This window comes from Nostoc sp. DSM 114167 (assembly GCF_052692655.1).
This window is the reverse complement of sequence record NZ_CP195116.1, coordinates 1,746,469-1,765,541: the sequence shown is the minus strand read 5'-3', so window position 1 is coordinate 1,765,541 and position 19,073 is coordinate 1,746,469. Positions and strand designations below refer to the sequence as shown.

At 45.0% G+C, this 19,073-nt stretch carries 11 protein-coding genes; 1 reads left to right on the top strand and 10 read right to left on the bottom strand.

Annotated elements, in window-relative coordinates:
• Positions 1 to 5 precede the first annotated feature (5 nt).
• Entirely contained in the window at positions 6 to 2,180 is a 2,175-nt protein-coding gene (locus NSTC731_RS07420; protein WP_445630255.1) for a GumC family protein, read from the top strand.
• Positions 2,181 to 2,328: 148 nt separating this feature from the next.
• On the opposite strand, the gene NSTC731_RS07415 is transcribed toward NSTC731_RS07420, so the two are convergent.
• From NSTC731_RS07415 to NSTC731_RS07370, 10 genes are all read right to left on the bottom strand, one after another.
• Positions 2,329 to 3,000 (bottom strand): rhomboid family intramembrane serine protease, encoded by a 672-nt coding sequence (locus tag NSTC731_RS07415; RefSeq protein ID WP_322707346.1) that lies wholly within the window; start codon positions 2,998 to 3,000, stop codon positions 2,329 to 2,331.
• 233 nt (positions 3,001 to 3,233) lie between these two features.
• Positions 3,234 to 3,953 (bottom strand): rhomboid family intramembrane serine protease, encoded by a 720-nt coding sequence (locus tag NSTC731_RS07410; protein WP_445630254.1) that lies wholly within the window; start codon positions 3,951 to 3,953, stop codon positions 3,234 to 3,236.
• A gap of 196 nt (positions 3,954 to 4,149) precedes the next feature.
• Positions 4,150 to 6,372, bottom strand: a complete 2,223-nt coding sequence (locus tag NSTC731_RS07405) for a hypothetical protein (protein ID WP_445630253.1) — start codon at positions 6,370 to 6,372, stop codon at positions 4,150 to 4,152.
• A gap of 131 nt (positions 6,373 to 6,503) precedes the next feature.
• Positions 6,504 to 7,754, bottom strand: coding sequence for a GAF domain-containing protein (locus NSTC731_RS07400; protein ID WP_445630252.1), 1,251 nt, complete (start codon positions 7,752 to 7,754; stop codon positions 6,504 to 6,506).
• Between the two features lie 142 nt (positions 7,755 to 7,896).
• Positions 7,897 to 8,919 carry a chemotaxis protein CheW gene (locus NSTC731_RS07395; protein WP_445630251.1) on the bottom strand — a complete coding sequence of 341 codons (1,023 nt, stop codon included), beginning with the start codon at positions 8,917 to 8,919 and terminating at the stop codon, positions 7,897 to 7,899.
• 51 nt (positions 8,920 to 8,970) lie between these two features.
• The gene (locus NSTC731_RS07390) at positions 8,971 to 9,348 is read right to left on the bottom strand and encodes a four helix bundle protein (RefSeq protein WP_445630250.1); all 378 of its coding nucleotides are present in this window, start codon (positions 9,346 to 9,348) and stop codon (positions 8,971 to 8,973) included.
• Positions 9,349 to 9,366: 18 nt separating this feature from the next.
• Positions 9,367 to 12,516: a hybrid sensor histidine kinase/response regulator gene (locus NSTC731_RS07385; protein ID WP_445630249.1), complete on the bottom strand. Its 3,150-nt coding sequence runs from the start codon at positions 12,514 to 12,516 to the stop codon at positions 9,367 to 9,369.
• A 144-nt stretch (positions 12,517 to 12,660) separates the two neighbouring features.
• Positions 12,661 to 17,895: a GAF domain-containing protein gene (locus NSTC731_RS07380; protein ID WP_445630248.1), complete on the bottom strand. Its 5,235-nt coding sequence runs from the start codon at positions 17,893 to 17,895 to the stop codon at positions 12,661 to 12,663.
• Between the two features lie 239 nt (positions 17,896 to 18,134).
• On the bottom strand, positions 18,135 to 18,668 hold the full coding sequence (locus NSTC731_RS07375; protein ID WP_445630247.1) for a chemotaxis protein CheW: 534 nt from the start codon (positions 18,666 to 18,668) through the stop codon (positions 18,135 to 18,137).
• A gap of 14 nt (positions 18,669 to 18,682) precedes the next feature.
• A complete protein-coding gene (locus tag NSTC731_RS07370; RefSeq protein WP_445630246.1) occupies positions 18,683 to 19,045 on the bottom strand; it encodes a response regulator transcription factor in 363 nt (120 codons plus the stop codon).
• Positions 19,046 to 19,073 lie beyond the last annotated feature (28 nt).

The window sequence follows — 19,073 nt, the reverse complement described above, 5'->3', positions numbered from 1 at the left end:
CGACCATGACCCCACCAATTGTTAAACGCTATCTGATTGCTTTTGATAAATATAAGTGGATTGGACTAGCTAGTTTTGGTTTAGTTGTCGCCGGATCGACTGTGGTAGCTATGCAACCAGAGCCACCTACTAGCTATATAGCATCTGGGGCACTTACTTATAGTGGACCACCAGTTTCTTTCTCTGCAACTGGTAATGAAATCCAACAGCAAGGGAAGGAACTAAATGAGGAAGTTTTACTATCAAACCAGATAATTGCAGGTGTGGCGGAGAAAGTTGGTGTCAAACCGAAACAACTCGGTGCAAGTCTTGCTCTTGCTCTACCTAAAAAAAATGCTAAGAGTGGAGAATTAGAGTCTTCTACCTTTGAACTTAAATATGTAGATAGTGACGCCAAACGAGCCATACAGGTAGTGACGGAATTGATGCAAGCAATGATTAAGTTGAGTAGTGACATCAATACTGGGCGCTTACAAGCAATTATTCAAAAGATTAACGATCGCACACCACAAGCTAAACGGGAATTGCAAATTGCTGAAAAGAAGCTGGAACAATACGATCGCGTCGAGCGAACTGCAATATTAGCAGCAGAGAATGGCAGCTTGTTAAGCGCCATTACTGCCAGCCAAAATCTACAACGACAACTTCAATTAACTATTTCTGGGGTTGATGGTCAAGCTCGCAGTTTACAAAATAAGTTAGGCTTAACAGTCGGACAAGCTTATGTTTCTTCTGCTTTGAGTGCCGATCCAATTATTGGTAACTTACGAGCGCAAATTTATCAAAGTGAATCGCAAATCGCTGTACTCAGAAAAGATTTGCGGCCGGAACATCCAACGATGGTGCAGTTAATGCGTCAGAAACAAGCTGCTGAGGAATTACTACAACAACGTGCTGCTGAGGTTTTAGGTGGTGGTGGAACTGCGGCTCCGCTTCAGGGTAGCGTTGCAGGTATTCGGACTCAAAGCAGTTTAGATCCAACACGCCAGCAATTGGCAAACCAAATGGTGTCTTTACAAACCCAACGGGAGACACTGCAACAACAACTAGCTCAAGAAATCCAACTAGAAGCGCGACTCCGGCGAGAGTATGCTCTGATACCTAATAAGCAATTAGAGCGATCGCGTTTAGAACAGGAGGTTGGACTCAAAAAAGGCATCTATGACCAAATGCAGGCGAAGCTAACCGATGCCAAAACCGCAGAGGCAGAAACTACTAGCAGCCTTAGTATTGCCAGACGCCCGGCAGTTACTGTCGATCCTAAACCTCCGAAGAGTGTGCCTATTACCCTTGCTGTGGGTGGTTTCTTAGGTGTATTGATTGGTGGCGGGGTGATATTTTTGTTAGGAGCGCTGGAAGGGACTTTCAAAACCAGAGAGGATATTCGCGAGAGCCTCAAGCAACGAGAAGTGGCACTGTTGGGAGAATTGCCTTTAATGCCAGTTGATGATTTGGAGCCAGATGCAGTACCGGTAGTATTTTCCCAAGATTCTCCTTATTTAGAATTTTATGAGAAATTCCGTAGTAATATGCGCCGGATTGGTGGTAAAAACTTAAAGGTAGTATTGATTACTAGCACCAGTAGCCTAGAGGGGAAAACGGCAAGTGCTTATAATTTGGGTGTTGCTTCCGCCCGTGCTGGTAAAAGAACTCTAATTATTGAAACAGATTTGCGATCGCCTTCTCGTTGTACATCCTTGAAAGTAATCCCTGACCCTGAAGCTACTATTGAACCCCTGCGTTATTACGCTAATTTGAGTGAATGTATTCGTTTAGTTCCTGATGTTGAAAATTTATACATTCTTCCCAGCCCTGGCCCAGTACGGCAATCCGCTGCTATTCTTGAATCCAGCGAAATGCGGCGGCTGATCGAAGATGTCCGCGAACGATTTGATTTAGTTATTTTAGATACTAGCCCACTCAGCACATCCAATGACCCATTGTTAATTCAACCCTACAGCGATGGGATCGTATTGGTGGCGCGACCAAACTATACGCAAGAGAATATGCTAGGTGAAGCTATCGATCAATTGGTTGAATCTGAACTGGGGTTATTGGGAGCAATTATTAATGGTGCTGATATCATCGTTTCTGTACCTGAAGAAGTTGCAAAATCATCAACATTTACATCTCAAGTAGAACAGTCAGAAGAAGTTTCAGCGAGTGCCAACAAAAACTAATAGTTTTCAAATGTATAAATTTTAACGCAGAGTATGGCATTGGCATTCGCTTTAGCGTCTCAGAAAGAGAAGCGTTTCGTTGAGAAGATTAGGACAGAGAATTGAGAGGTAGCAATTTTTGTGCTACGAGTTTCAGAAAATGCTGTATTCAGTCGCGCCGAAACAAGCCAAATAAGGGAGCAAGAATTACCCCAAAGACAAAACCACCGATGTGCGCCCAATATGCGACTCCACCAGTTTCCACGCTCATGTTAGCGGCTGTTTGCAGGGTAGCAAGACCGGAAATTACATTTTGCACGATGAAAAGTCCAATTATTACTAGTGCTGGAACTCTGATTGTGGTGATGAAAAACCCCAAAAATATTAAAGTCATGACTTGAGCGTGGGGAAAGCGGATAATGTACGCACCTAAAATCCCAGAAATTGCACCACTTGCCCCCAAAGAAGGAATCTCAGAATTCATCCCAATAAACCATTGGCACAAGGCAGCTAAAGCACCACACGCCAAATAAAAAATCAGATATTTGGCATGACCCAATCGATCTTCAATATTGTTGCCAAAAACCCAGAGAAACACCATATTTGAGATTAAGTGCCACCAACCACCATGTAAAAATTGCGACGTAAATAACGTTATCCACTCTCCATTCAAATTAGTAGTTAACTCTTGAGGTACTACTGCATACTCACTTAAAAACTGACTCAATTGTGCATGTGACAGGCTCACCTCGTGAATAAAAACTAAAACATTCATGCCAATTAACCCATAGGTGAAATACGGGGTAATTCGCGTCGGATTTTCATCGTAGAGGGGAAACACAGATGTTTTTCCTAAATTATTGACTAACTGCAATATAGCTTGTCAGGCTAGCAGTTGCGAAGGTTAAACAATTTCACCTATTCAATCAATCAGCATAATTGAGGCTAAAAACGATACTATAGGAATCCGCTTTGATTCGGAGAAATTATTTGCGTAGGGAGGGAATAGGGAAGAATTAATGAATGTGTACTAAGTTTTTTTCACGCAATCAAATACGAGTCCTATATTAAAAATTACTTGTACCAAGATTCTTCCTGAGATTTATCGCTAAATAAACCCAACAGTGGGCCAAGAATTGCCCCAAAGATAAACCCGCCTGCATGGGCCCAGTAGGCAATACCACCGCTTTCCATACCGATGTTGGTACGTGCTTCCAGGCTGGTAAATCCGTAGAAGGCTTGTTCGAGAAACCAGAATCCTAAAAAGAAATATGCGGGGACACGGAAAGTTGGGAAGAAAAACCCTAAAGGTACAACGCCAAGGACTTCGGCGTTGGGAAAGCGAAGAATATATGCACCCATAACACCTGCGATCGCACCACTTGCACCCAAAGAAGGAATGCTAGAATCTTGAGCGAAGAACCACTGGGTCAAGGATGCCAAAACACCGCAAGATAAATAAAACAGTAAATATTTGGCATGACCTAACTTATCTTCAACGTTGTTGCCAAAAATCCAGAGAAACAACATATTCCCAGCTAAGTGCAAGAAACCACCGTGCAAAAATTGGGAAGTAATCAAAGTCGCCCACTCTGGAACTGGTTGATGTACAGAGATACCCGCAAAACTTAAAGTCAGTTCTCGTGGAACTACAGCCGCAAGATGTAAAAATCCATTTAATGCTTGTGGAGGAAGATTTGCTTCATAAAGAAAAGCGAGGACATTGGCAGCAATCAGCCCATAAGTTACATAAGGCGTGATTTTTGTCGGATTATTATCTCTAATGGGAACCACGAGCGTTTTTTCCTGATTTTAAGACAGCAATTCTACAATACGGATTTTTGTAAGTAGTTTCTTCTACCTCGTGGATAGATATCAGTTTAATATTTGAGATTTCTTATAGGACTTACCTCAATTCTAGGGTCTTCCAGACTGCAAAAGTATTTGAGGATAGTATCGTCGTAACTTAGTTTTTTCGGCAGGTATTGATTCACTCTAGAGATTTTGTGAGAAGCTGACCATCTAAAACCAGGCTAAGTTGCCCATTGGCAAGAATGCTAGTTCCTTGGATATAAGCAGCAACTGGGATTGCTTCCCCCAGAGGATGGATTGCAGAGGATTGCTTGCCGATGATGCAATCTACTTCTACAGCACATCGTTTGTCTAAGTAACGAAATACTAATAAAGGCTTATCCTGCTTGAAAGCATTTAGTGTATCTGTGCTGTAGGTAGTAACTGAAGTGGGAAGGTGGTTAAGACAAGTCAGCACATCAGTCAATAAGTAGATAGGGACGAGCATTTCTGTTGTCAGATGCTCGTCAGCATAACCAAGGAAGCCACTGGTGCCAGAAGACTGCAATAATAACATACGTCCCGCTTGAGTTTGGATAATTTGTTCGGACTGGGATAGACAAATTTGCTCTACGGAATCGGCAATAAATGCATATACTCTGGAGTTAGCTTGACAGACAATCAGTTGAGCAATTTTTTGCTCTAGGGGAATTTGCAGCGAGAAGGCTGTACCATGTCCAGCTTTAGACTTCAATACTATTCTTCCTTGAATAGCTGTTAATTGCTTGCAAACTTCGGTTAATTCTGCTCCTAACTCTAAGGCAGCCCGATCGCACAAAACAGATGAAACCTCTGGTTCAAGTACCAACTCAGTCACTTGTAAAATATCCCCTGGTTTTGTCAGGGCGAATCCTTGGGCTAAAGCCTGTTGATAAATTTGAGATAAGTTAAGTCCTGCGCCATCATCACAGCCATCAATAATTAATTGATTTCCCTGCTGGTAAATTTGAATTTCAATAATTCCGTTGCTATTTTTACCTAGCTGTTGGCGTGTTTGGGAAGATTCTATACTTTGCTCTAGTAAATAGCAACTTATATGCAACAGGAGGACACGGAGGCGATCGCTAAATGCGCGATCGACTTGGATATCGCTAATTTGTAAATGTAATCTAGCAGACTTATCTTGTAGAGCTTGTAACTGTGACCAAAGCCGATGCAACGGTTCTAAGGCTACTTTTAAAGAAATGTTTGTAACTTTTTTGACTAAATCGGCAGAACGATTAAGTAAATTTTCCTGCTGTATGAGTTCTTGTTTGAGTTGATGGCGATCGTTATTCAGGGAATGAACAGTTGATGTCACCTGAGACGCTTGGGCTAAAACAGATTGCAGAGTACTGTACAATTGCTGAGAGCGAGAAGCAGCTAGAGGAGAAAGAGTATCTGAAATTGCTGCTAAACGTCCTGACCATTCCTGTAAATTGTCCAACAGGCGTTGTAATCGCTTCAGTTGTCGTAGCAACTGCCCGATGGTATGTTGCTGTTGTTCTTCGTGACAAGCTTGCCGATCGTAGTTAGTTAGTAATGTTGCAATCAGCGCGTTTAGTTGTTCGAGATGTTGAATATTGATGGGTGTAGCGGCTGGAATACTGGTTGCAATAATGGTGGGAATGAATTCTTGCAAAGAGAGTGGATGGCGATCGCTCGAAGATTTAACTAAGGATGCTTCAGATATTTCAGCAGGCAGGAAAAAATCTCCCAACCAAGCCTGAAAATCTTCTTCCCCATACTCCTCCAAGTTTGCTAGTTCCCTTACCTTAACGGGAAGCTGCTCAGTATCTAAGTCACAAACGCCACTAACGGATTGTGTAATTTGGCTTATTAGTTCCTTGTCTTTAACCATAACTTGCTCTGGTAGAGATGCAGAAGATTCCACCTCGGCCAAGGAATCGCCAAACTGGATAACTGATTGATGTTCCTGCGATCGCTCTAACGATGTATCAAGGTGTGTATCCTGGGAATCCCTAAACTCTGCTTGCAGACGAGCAACAATGGCAGACATCCGCTCCAGAATTTCTACTTCCTCAATTTTCGAGGCTGTTAAAAATGCCATCAATAGCATTTGTAAGCAATCTAATCCTTCCGACAACAGAGAGGCAATTGTGCCGTCAATAGTTGCTCGATACTGATACAAAAGCTGAAAAATCTCTTCTAGGGCAGCCGCAACTATAGCAATCGTATCTAACTCGGCTGCGATAGCAATCGAATGTAGAGAGCCAGCAGCTTCCATGAGAGCCAAAGCTGTACCGGGGTTACTGTCTTTTGTATAGTTAGGCAACTCCTGCTCCAAGAACAGTAACAAATCGATCGCTTCTTCTAGAAAGCGATCGTCGTTCTGCGGTTGGGGGACAAAATCGGTACTCATCGAAACTCCTGGTTTGTGACAATTCTATAGACTTCTTGCAGAAGTCGGGAAAAGGGGAAGGGGGAAAGGGGAAAGCGGCTCAGAAAAACCCTTTTCCCTTTAACCTTTTCCCTTTCCCCATCTTGCAAAAGTTACTTTTGCAAGAGGTCTATTGATTTGAGGGTAGAAGCAGCAATCTGGGCGATCGCTCTAAATTGCTCTTGGATTTGCGCGATTGACTCTAGCCCCGCACTGATTTGGCGATCGCAGGGATCGATAGCAGAAGCAACGTCTTTTGTTGCTACCTGGAGTTCTTGGAACCATTCCTCTATATTTACAGTGCTTTCGCGGGCTTGACGGGCGAGAATTTCCACCTGTTCGGCAGCAGCTAACAAACTTAGTTCCTGGTCGTTAGCTTTTGTTGCTTCAATAGCTGTATTCAAAGACAAAACTTGAATTTTGCTACTTAAGCCTTCCACAAGGCCGACAAAGCCAGAAGCTTGCTGGCAAAATTCACCAAGGTATTGCAGCTGTTTATTTGTAAAAGCAACAGTATCTTGAATAGATATTAAATGCTCGCGCTCTTGCTCGGCGATTCTTACTCCTTGTTGTACGGCCTGGCTCACCTGCTGCAATGGTACTAATAACTGTGAGCGATCGAAAGATTCAGCCTTTTCGGGAGGCGGTGACAGTTGTTGAGCAGGTGGTACTATTTCAGCCGAGTGCAAGTTAATTGTCAACATCATTCCTACTTGTTGCAGCAAACTGCGCTCTGCTTCTTGCCATTTTCGGGGTGCAAGGCAATGCTGAATCACTAACAAACCCCAAGGCTGTTGTTTGACAATCAAGGGTAAGCACAGACTCGCTTGCACCTGAAAGCGTTGCCAAAATTGCTGTTGGCGCGGGGTTAGTTCTAATACTTCAGTTGGGTCACTAACATCGGGTTGAGTAACAAACAAATTTATCGGTAGGGATTGGTTGAGCAAGGATGTCCAAATCGGTTGTATAGCTTCAGCGATCGCTCGAGTGCGATTATCTTCCTCAAAACGATAAATCAGGACGCGATCGGCACTGAGAACATCTCGCAAGGCGGTGACTGTAGCTTCCAAAAGTGCGGTTTGGCCTTTTGCCTGCTGCATTTGCCGAGCAATTGCCGCCAGTTGTTCTCGTTGGGACTGAAAAGCCCTTTGCACATAGTCATCATTGTTACTGGGCGAATCCTGAGTCAAAGCTTGGATAAAAGCTTCGATTTGACTGACCTTGTGCTGCAATTGAGCGACCTTTGGCCCCTTAGCAGATTGAAAGACTGCTTTGAGTACAGCCACATTAGCCAAAATTTCTTCTATCTGGATTTGATTGTCAGGCTGGGTTTCAAAATTAGGGTCTAAAGTTGCGATCGTCACACAAAACTCCTTGGCAGCATCAAGTCAAATAAAAAAGCAGGGGAGCAGGGAGCAAGGGAGCAGGGGGAAAAATCACGCCACTTGTGGGTGTTAGCGGAGCGGAACGAAGTTTGGTTTGTACTTTTATGCCCCCTCCCTCTTATCAGTGGGTTTGCCATTGCAATGTCTGGGCGATGGCTTTGGTGTCTAAAATCCAGCGATCGCCTGGCAGAATACCTCGAACAAAATTTTGCAGTTTGTTTGGAGAAAAGTCGGTTGGTACCGATTGTGCTTGCTGTAAATCCTGCCACTCTACATCGTAGACATGAGCTACCAAAAACCCGATTATCTGATTTTGCAGCTCGATAACCAGAACCATTGGCTTTTCTGGTCGTGAGTGCCGCTTTAAAAGCGGCGCATAACCAAGCAAATGTTCTAAGTCAACCACCCGCAACATCTGTCCTTGCCAATTATAGAAACCTAAAATCCAACTTGGTAAGGCCGGGGCTGGGGAAATTTCTTGGCTAGCGAGATGAATAATGTCCTGTAATGAGTGGAATGGTAGCAATCCACTTCCTCGATCGCCCAAGGAAAAACAAAGAAATCTTTGCCGTTGTTCGCCTGATGTCAGCCCAGGAGTTAAGGTTGGGGTTGTTCCGGGCAACCCCAACTTATCAGCCAATATCTGGCTCATGCCTAGAAGAAGTACTTTGAGTGGTTCCTCGTTTGGTGCTACAGACAAAACAGCCATGTGGCTCACACAGCTTAACTCCGCCACTTGCCGATAAGACCACGGCACCGGACGCACAACTTCCAAAGGAATATCGATTAAAGCAGGAGGCTTGTCTACAGAAATGCCACAAATTTCCCCAGTCCGCGTTTGAGTCAGGAGTAGGAAGCGCCCTGAAGTGTCAACCGCAGAAACTTGATGCGCCTGTTGGGTTTGTAATTGCGGAATTAACTTTTGGCGCAAGTCCACAATCGTGATTGTTTGCGCTCCCAAATCGACCATCCCGATACCACTTTCAACCGTACTGCTAATAGGAGGACAAGCAATCACCTTGAGAACCGCACCAACTGGCAGGGCAAATAAATAGTCTGCGATCGCAAAAACAACGACTCGTAATGAGTCGGTTTCGCTCACAGCGCCAGATAATCGCTTAAACGGAAAGGGAGTGTTGAGCATAAATATTCATGAAGAAGGGGAAGGGGGAAAGGGTAAGGGGTAAAGGTTTGATTATTTTAATGACTGATTTATAGATTGAATTTGATTAGATAGCATACGGCTCAACTCTATAGCTTGATTAGAAAGTTGTGTATAAGTTGATTGGTCTAGATAGCCCACTTCTAACGCTACTCTTAAAAGACTGCGAACTTCACCAGCAGACCCTTTAGCAATATTTAGAAAGTTTAAGTATTCTTTGCGAGAATATCGTTCAAATCCTTCTGCAATATTTGTAGGTATTGATACGGATGCACGTCTTAACTGATCTCTTAAACCAAAGTCTTTACTCAGTTCACCTTTCTTAGTTATTAAGTATATTTGCTTAACTAAGTCAATACCTTTTTGCCATACTTTTAAATCCTCAAAAGTTTCAATTTTTTTCCTTTCCATTCCTTTCTCCTTTCCCCTTTACCCATTAACCAGTTCGCCGATGGTGGCTAGGAAGTTCTGTTCGGAATAGGGTTTGGTCAGATAAGCTTTCGCCCCTAGAGCTAAAGCTAATTGGCGGTGTTTCTGGCCGCTACGAGTAGTCAGCATCACTACAGGAATTCCGGACAAACGCTCGTCTTGGCGATGGTGTTCTAAAAACTCAAATCCATTCATCCGTGGCATTTCAATGTCACAAATCACTAGATTGACATTACCGTGTTGAAGCATTTGCGCGATTCCCTCTCGACCATCGCCTGCTTGCAACACTTGATAATCGGCTTTCTGGAGCGTCTGCACCAAACTTTGCCTTTGGACAACCGAATCTTCCACCACTAACACTGTTAGTCGGTTGGGTTGAGCAACGGCTGTATTAAGTTCTATTGGCTGTTGTTGCGGTTGTGCGATCGTTAGCTCGGATTGCTGCCCCTCTAGAGTAAGAACAGGCTCAGGCGCAGGCAAGAGTTTAGTTGTCAGACTTGATGCCTGGGAAGTCGGCATTATGTCTGTCTCCCAGGTTTGACGAACTAACTCCAACGGGTCAATCGTTAGGGTGAGACTACCATTTCCCAACACGCTGTAGCCTTGGATGTAACTAGGTAAAGTCAGGACTCTGCCGAGGGATTTAATTACTAATTCCTGCTCGACTAAAATCTGATCGACTTGCAAACACAGGTATTGCTGCTCTGTTTGCAACAGTAGCAGAGGTTCGACGGTGTTGCGTTGTTTGACTGGAAAAGGACTGAGGGTTAAATTGTGGTCTTGGGTGAATAAAGGATATTTGTAATCCAGCAAATTGGCAAGCGGGCGGATGGGAACTAGTTGCTGATTTTGCCCTTCTCCCCACTGCCAGAATTTTTGCATACCTTGACCGTGTAAAGATTGCTGGACTTGAATCTGGTCTGGCTGCGGTAATAAAACTTGGCTAATTCCTTCAGACAGCAAGGCATAAGTAATACCTTGAGATTGACAAACGAGCAAGCGTGCCGTTGTTAAGCTCAGGGGCAATTGCAGGGTGAAGGTGGTTCCCTGACCTGAAAGCGATCGCACCACAATCGAACCTTGTAAAGCTTGCAATTGCGTGCGGACGACATCTAAGCCGATACCGCGACCAGATAACTCACCAACCTGGTTAGCGGTAGAAAAGCCCGGTTCAAATAATAACTCTGCCAGTTGGTCTTCGGAGGCGTAGGCGGCTTGTTCCGGTGTTAATAGGTGTTTTTCTATACCTCGCTGACGAATGGATTCCCAGTTAAAGCCTCGACCATCATCCCGTACCTCAATAGTAGTGCGGTTGCCTTGATGATAGGCTTGAATTGTAATTGTTCCGGTTTCTGGTTTGCCCTGCTGTCTACGGGTTTCTACTGATTCAATGCCGTGATCGAAGGCATTGCGAATCATATGCAGCAAGGGATCGTACAGCTGCTCGGAAATGGCTTTATCCACCAGTACTTTCGTACCGCCAAGCTTGAGTTCAACAGGCTTATGATAAGTTGCTACCATCTGTTGCAAGAGGCGGGGAAAGCGATTCAACACTGTTCCCAGTGGCACCATTCTGGCTTGCAGCAAATCTTCCTGCGCTCCTGAGAGCAATTGCTTGCGCTTGCCGAGACTGAAGCGAGATTGCTGAACTAAAGTATTAAAAGTCTCAATCCGTTCTCCTAATTGCACCATGTCTTCTGTGAGATTTTGCAGGAGAATGTGCAACTCGCTATAGCTATCCATTTCTAAGGCATCAAAATTAGATTGTGCCTGGGTAGTTGGGGAAGCAGGGACAATTGAGCAGCGTGGGTATCGCTGCTTGGCGCGTTCGGGCAGCAGTTGTCGATCCGACCAAGTAGAAACTTTACTAAGTTGTTGTTGACAGTGCAAAAAGTGTAGTAGAGTCTCTTGAGCAGCTTTGTGAATGTGATTAGATTGGAGGTTTTGTTGGTTTTCGTTGATGAGCAATTCCCCAATCGTATGGCTGAGGCGATCGAGTTGTTCGATCGCAACTCGGATACTGGGAAGTGATGCCGATGACTGAGCCTGGAGGCTTGGCGTTGGTGGTGGAGAAGCTGGCCGTTCTGATTCTGAGTAGCGGCTGGATGTCTCTTGGTCTCCTATCCAGATTGACTGTAAAATCCGATCTATGGCAGAGGGGGCTACTACTGAATCCTGAGAAATTGGTTCCAGTACCTCCGGCGATTTCGCTACGGAATTATCAGTCCGCTTCGGGAAAAACGACCAAATTGATTCTGCTTCGCTGGCACTGAGGAGAGGAGATGGCTGATTCTCAGTTGTAGTCGTTGGTGTGGGTGGGGCAGCAATGGAAACTGGTTGGTTTTGCGGTTCTGAAATAGGAGTAGTTATTCCTGCCCATTCTCGCAATTGTGGAAATATCTCTCCGCCTTGAATGCGATCGCCTGCGAGTACTGTTGCTTGAGCCGCTTTAAAATTTTCTAAAGCCACCTGAGCGATTTGCAGTACTTTGTCTGGATGCGCTTTAAGCGCGTTTAGGGTCGCTTGGGCAATTTCTCCCAATCCAGATAAGCTATAAGATGCTGCTAGTTCGGCAAAAAATTCTGCTTGAGAGTTGAGTGTTGTTTGAATTTGTTGCGGATCTTGGCTTTGGATGTCAGCTTCTAGCTGTTGCAAATCCTGGGGTACACTCCCGGAAAAGATTGACTCTACCACATCAAAGCCAAGTTCTTCCGAACTAGGAAGCGGAGCTTCACGACCAAAAAAGTCGCCTAGTTTATGTTGGAGTTGAGCGAAGATTGAGGCAGTTTTATCGAGTATTTCTGCCTCATTGTAGGATAAGCCCATCAAGGTTGCACTCAATGGAGTTCGCAGGCATTCATAAGCATCTAGAAGCAAAGCACCCAATTCTGGATCGATTTCCAGTTCTTGAGGGTATAACGCCTGGAATACATCTTCCAAATGATGGGCAATTGTCTTAATCGTTTCGTGTCCAACACTGGCAGCACTCCCTTTGAGAGTATGGGCGCTTCGCATCAAGGCGTGAACTTTTTCTGTGGTTTTTTCATCAAGTAAACCGATGAGACTCTGTTCGATGGTTTGCAACAACTCTGCCGCTTCAGCCAGAAAAGCCTGCTCTAACTGCGCTTGATTACTGAGATCGAGGTTCATAACAGTTTTGCGAGATTAGTAGTCTGCCAACCCAAAATTGTTAGGTGAGGGCTGGGAAAAGGGGAAAGGTTAAAGGTTAAAGGAGTAAACATCTTTTCCCTTTCCCCCTTGCCCTTTACCCCACCAAGTTTCCTTGGCGAACTATTAGTCAACTTTGAACTGGCTAACGCTGGTTTCCAGTTGTTGTGAAGTCATCCGTAGTTCCTCAAAAGACTCGGAAATGTGAATGGCACTTTGCGAAGTCTTGCGGGCGATCGCCGATACATCCATCATCGCTTCTGTCAACATCTGAGATTGCTGACTTTGAGTGGAAACTGCTTGAGTAATTCCTTGCACCAGTCCGCCAATTTCGTTGGTAGCTGCCACGATCGCAATTAGGGAATGACGAGTCTCATCAATCAAGTTCGAGCCTTGGACGACTTGGGTAATCCCTACTTCCATTGCTTCGGTAACTTCGTTGGTTCCACTTTGAATTTCTTGCACGAGTCGCTCAATTTCTGTGGTGGCACTCGCTGACTGATAAGCCAGGGAACGAACTTCATCTGCAACCACCGCAAAGCCTTTACCGTACTCTCCGGCGCGGGTAGCCTCAATCGCCGCATTCAGAGCCAGCAAATTAGTTTGAGTAGCAAAGTTTTCAATCAAACTCACTACTTTCGAGATTTTCTGAGAAGCTTCACCGAGGCGTTTAATCTTCTTCGCTGTTTCGGAGACGGTTTCCCGAATCTCCAAAATGCCATCTACGGTTCTTTCCATCAGCGAATCGCCAGCTTGGACGGTTCTATTAGCTTCTTGCACCGCCTGTCCTACTCTTTGGGCATCAACAGCAACTACCTGGGTGGAAGCTACCATCATTTGTAATTGTTCCAAAGCGCGTTCGAGCCGTTGTGCCTGCTGTTGAGCTTGGTCAGATAGTTGTACTACTGAGGTAGTGTTATTGCTGGAATTTTCACTCACCTTGCTGGCAGCAATCTGCACTTGTCGCACTAAATCTCGCAAACTTTGGATCGTAGTGTTGTAACCATCAGCGATCGTCCCAATTTCATCTTCAGATAAGGGAGCGCGAACGGTGAGATCGCCTCTGAAGGATGGTTCCAAAGCCATGAGAACGCGTACTGCTCCTTGTTGCAGTTTTTCCCGTGCAGTGCGTTCGCGCTCTGCTGCTTCTGCTAGTTGCTGCTCTTGAGTACGCACCTGTTTTAAGTATTCTGCCAGATTCAGGGCAATACCAATCTGTACGCTGGCTTGGTTGAGAACATCTTCCTCTGATTGCTCCCACTGGCGCGGGGTGCTATTTTGATAAACTCCCATCAGCCCCCAGAGCCGATCTTCTTGAAAAATCGGCGCAATCATGTAGGCTTTAGTTCCCCAGGTTTCTAACAATTGAATGTGGCATTCGTCATGACCGACACTATATATATTGTCAACCCGCAAGCTTTCTTTGCGGGCATAACGCCCGCCTTTGTTGTATTGGAGAAAGGTATCTCTAACTCTGGCTAGGCTAGTTCCCACAAGCTTAGGCCAATCCCCGGTTACAGACTCAACTACAAATTCTCCAGACCAATCAGGCTCAAAACGGTAAACCCCAACTCGATCTACTTTCAGCAGTTGACGAAGTTCGTGGGTGGCAAACTGGACAAATTCCAGAACATCACCATGAGTTTGAGCCATCTCTGTTAACCGACTTGGCAGGCGATAGGAAAATCGGGCGTTTGCTACTTCCCGTTCTGCCAGTTTTGTCAGTTCCTCATTCTTGTTTAAGGTTTGTTGTAAGTATTGCGATTGCTGGACGGCAACCCCAAACTGCGTACCGATTTTCGCTACCAAGTTAATTTCATTATCTTGCCAATGCCGCGGTCCGTCATTCTGATATGCTCCTAACAAACCCCAGAGCTTGTTTCCAGCAATAATCGGGGTGATAATATAAGCTCTAATCTGGAATTGCTCTAGAATTTTTATGTGGCACTGGGCATGACCAGAAGTATAAATGTCATCGATCGTAAACGTCTCGTTGTGGCGATAGCGTCCACCTTGGGTTTGTTGTAGGTGTTCGTCTTCCCATATAGTCCTGATATCGGGGCCAACCAAAGCCACCCATTCACGACTTACGGATTCGGAAATAAATTCCCCACCCCAATCTGGATTGAAGCGATACACCGCCAGCCGATCGCATTCCAGGTGCGATCGCAATTCTGGTAAGGCATTGCGGAAAATCGTATCTAGCTCTTGAACTTGGCGGATTTTTTCTGCCAGCCTTGTTAAGGCTCGTTCGCCTTCTGCGGTTCGTGCTAACTCTGCATTCTTCTTCTTGAGCTGTTCGATATACTCAACTTGTTGCAAGCCTATACCCATTTGCACGGCTAGTTTTTTCAACAGTTGCACATCTTTGGGCTTCCAGTGTCGGGGGCCAGTATTTTGGTATGCTCCTAAAAAGCCCCAGAGTTTGCTGCCAGTAAAGATAGGCGCGATTGTGTAAGCTTTGGCCTGGATTTTTTCTAATATCTCTAGGTAGCACTGAACGTGACCGATAGCGTAAATATCATTGACCACAAAGGTTTCATGATTGCGATAGCGTCCGCCTTGAGTTTCTTGCAAGTGATCGTCCATCCAAATCGTTTTGATTTCAGAACCAGCTAAAGATAACCATTGATCTTTTACGGATTCGGCAACAAACTCTACACTCCAGTCGGGATGAAAACGAAATACTGCTAGGCGATCGCACTGTAGTTGTTTGCGTAAACTTGGCAGCAAATTCCGAAAAATTGTATCTGTATCCTGTGCCTGACGGATTTTTTCTACCATCCCTGTCAGCACTTGTTCTTCTTCTGCTGTTCTGGCCAACTCTGCATTCTTGGTTTTCAGTTGTTCGATATACTCGGCTTGCTGCACGCTTAAACCCAACTGAATGCCCAATTTGCTCAGTAATCGCACCTCGTCAGAATTCCACTGTCGCGGCCCGCTATTCTGATAGGCTCCTAACCAACCCCAAAGTTTGTTTCCAGTAAAAATCGGGGCGATGGTGTAAGCTTTAACCTGATACTGCTCCAGTAGGTCAATGTAGCACTGGGTATGACCAGAAGTGTAAATGTCATTGACGGCAAGGGTTTCATTGTTGCGATAGCGCCCGCCTTGGGTTTGCTGTAGGTATTCATCTTGCCAGATGGTCTTGACATCGGAGCCAATTAGAGGTATCCAATCACTTCCTACAGATTCGGCAATAAATTCACCACTCCAGTCAGAGTTGAAGCGATATATTGCCAGGCGATCGCATTTGAACAACTGCCGCAATTCTGCCAAGGTGGTGCGGTAGAGCGTTTCTAGCTGTTGGGACTGACGCATTCTCTCCGCCATCCGCGCGATCGCGTTTTCTACTTCAGCTACTTGGGTCATTTCTAGATTTTTTAGCCGTAGCTGTTCGATATATTCAGCTTGCTGAAGAGCAATGCTCAAGGATTCGCCGATCTGCAACAAAGCACCAGTCTCTTCTTCAGTCCATTTGCGAACATCAGAATTTTGATAGGCTGCTAACAAACCCCAAAGCTTACCAGCGCGGAAAATGGGAACAATGATGTACGCTTTGGCTTGGAATTTTTCTAATGCTTCTACATAGCAAGGTGAAAAACCAGCAGCATAAATATCATTGATTTTGCGGAAGCGCCTTTCTTTGGCGTAGATTCCACCCTGCGTTTCCTTAAGATATGTATCGGGATCGAGTTTCCCAGGGGAGCCATACTCCTTCACATGGCAACGCTCTGAAGTTACCATGCCTGTTTTTAAAATGCTTTCTTGTTCCTGAATATCCAACAGGGACGACCAACCAGCAGCCACAGATTCAGCGATAACTTCTCCACTCCAGTCTGGATAAAATTGATAAACGATCGCGCGATCGCATTTTAAAAATCGCCGCAATTCTTGGGTGGTAGTGCGGAAAAGGGTACGAAGTTCCGTTGCTTGTCCAATCTTTTCAATGATGCCGAAAACAGTACGTTCTCGTTCGACAAGTTTGGCTGACTCTTCAGAGCGTTGATAAAGTTGTTGCTGATATTGCAACTGTTGAATAGCAATGCTAGACAAAGATGCCACCTGCACCATCAGTCGCACTTCACTATCTCTCCACTGACGAGAGTGGGAATTTTGATAAGCAGCAAGCAAGCCCCACAATTGTTCGCCCTGGAAGATGGCAACAATAATGTATGCTTTGGCTTGATAGCTTTCTAAAATTTTGATATAGCAGTCAGAAAAACCAGCACTGTAGATATCATTAGTGACTCGATAAATCTGTCCGCGATGGAAAGTTTTGCCTTGGGTGTGCTGAATGTAGCTATCGTGCGATCGCCCTGTTGTCCCAACTAATCCCCCTTCGTCTGCAAAGTTCCTCACACTGCAATAGTTAACGTTTTTGACAATTGTCGGGTTGTTTCGCTGTTCTTGTAACAAAGAAACCCACTCAGATCCAACAGATTCAGCCACAAATTCCCCACTCCAATCTGGCTGGAAACGATAGATGGCCACGCGATCGCATTTTAATGACTGTCGCACTTCTTGGGTGGCAATGCGAAAGATGGTATCCACATCTTTGGACTGGAGAATTTTACTTGCTACATCGGTAAGGATTTGGTCTTTTTCTACTTCTTGTTGCAATGTAGCTTGAATCGCGGCAACTTGCAGTTGTGCTTCTAATTCCTGCGCGAGTAATTTTAGTGACTTAATTTCCGCATTCTGCCACTGGCGAGGTGCAGCGCATTGCTGCACTACCAATAAACCCCAAACCCCATCTTTCGCTAAGATTGGCAAGCTCAAACAAGCTCTGACCTGAAACCGATCTACAAGCTGCTTTTGGTAAGGAGACAAGCTTGCAGTATGAGTATCCGCGATCGCTACTAATTTGTCTTGTTGATAAAGTTTGGTAGAACCTAACCCAAAAGTAACGGCGGGCAGTTTTTCCTTCAGCATTGGCGTAAAGCCATCCCTCATCGCCTCCGCAGCAACTATCCCCAGCGTCGGATTCGTAAACTCATACACCACCACGCGATCGGCTTGCAGGGCGTTTTGTACCTCCATGACAGCAGTAGCAAGCAAGGTATCTAGATCGGAAAATTGGCGGATTTTGCTGGCGATCGCCTGTAATTGCTCTACCTCGAATCCATCTCCTCCGTTTCCTCCGTTTTGATATGGCAACACACTTACCAGTTCTTTTAACTTGCGGATTCTGTCTCGCAATGGCCCTGTTTCCACCCAATCAGCTTGATCCAGTTCAGTCCGCAATTCTTCTAGAGTGGAGGTGATTTGCTGTTTTGCTCTTAGATCGTCGGTATGCCCGTTATCGGTGTCCTTATAACCGTTGCCGGAATTTGAGTGTGGTTGGCTGGGTGTATGCATTACCATAATCTTTCTTGCTATGAAGGTTGTCGGAGTTAAAAAGTAGAATGCAGAGTAGACTTCTTGCAGGAGTCGGGAAAAGGGATAAGAAAGAGGGAAAAGGTTAAAGGGAAAAGGAATGAACAAGTCGCCCACGTTAGCGTAGAGGCCCGAAGTGCGGGGCGAGGTTTTTACCTTTTCCCCTTCCCCTTTCCCCCTTCCCCCAAGAGTGCAAAACTATTTTTGCAAGAGGTCTAGTGTTAAATAGGCTGAAGGGCTTGAATCACAATATGGGTGTCAATTAACATCAAAGGGCTACCTTGAGAATCCACAAAGTAACCCTGTAAGAACGAGCCTAGTCGAGCAGGTAACATCGATGTCGAAATCGCTAACCGCTCTTGGGGGTCATAAACTTCAATGGTATTGACTTGCTCCACCAACAGCCCGACGGTTTGATTCTGGACTTGAACGAGCATCGCCATGCCAGAGTTACGCACACTTTCTCGCCGACACCAATGTGTTGCTCCCAACAAACCTGCTAAATCAAGAATCCAGATAGCTTCTCCCCGCCAATTCATAATGCCTAACAAGAATTCTGCTACCTGGGGTACTGGCAAAATCTCGGTCAGCGCAACCTGAATTACTCCCCGCAAATCAGCTAGTGGGAGTAAACCATTCACCTTTCCATTCAAGGGAAATCTTAAAAACCTCTGGTTGTTTCCTTGGGAAGAGTTTTCAAGTCGAAATTGGCTATTAATGGGTAGCTCTTTAAAGCGATCGTTGCCCTGTACCATTGCCTCAGTTTCCTTTAGCGAATAAATTTACTAACAGTCTGGAGCAAGGTATTTTCATCTACAGGTTTGACTAAATAGGCATCGGCTCCACTCATAGTCCCCCAAGTTCTATCAACATCTGTGTTTTTAGTTGAGCAAATCACTACTGGGATTGCTTTTGTTGTCGGATCGGCTTTCAACTTGCGGCAGAACTCAAATCCACTTTGGCCTGGCAAAATCAAATCCAGTAGAATCAAGTCAGGTTTTTGTTGTTTCAAACGCAGTTGAGCCTCTTCACCACTGCGAACTTCATAAACTGAATATCCTCCTTGCTCGAGGTAACGCGTCATCTTTTCGGATTCTGTGAGGCTATCTTCAACTAAAAGAACTTTTTTCATTTTTATTCCTAACTATTTAATTCAGAAT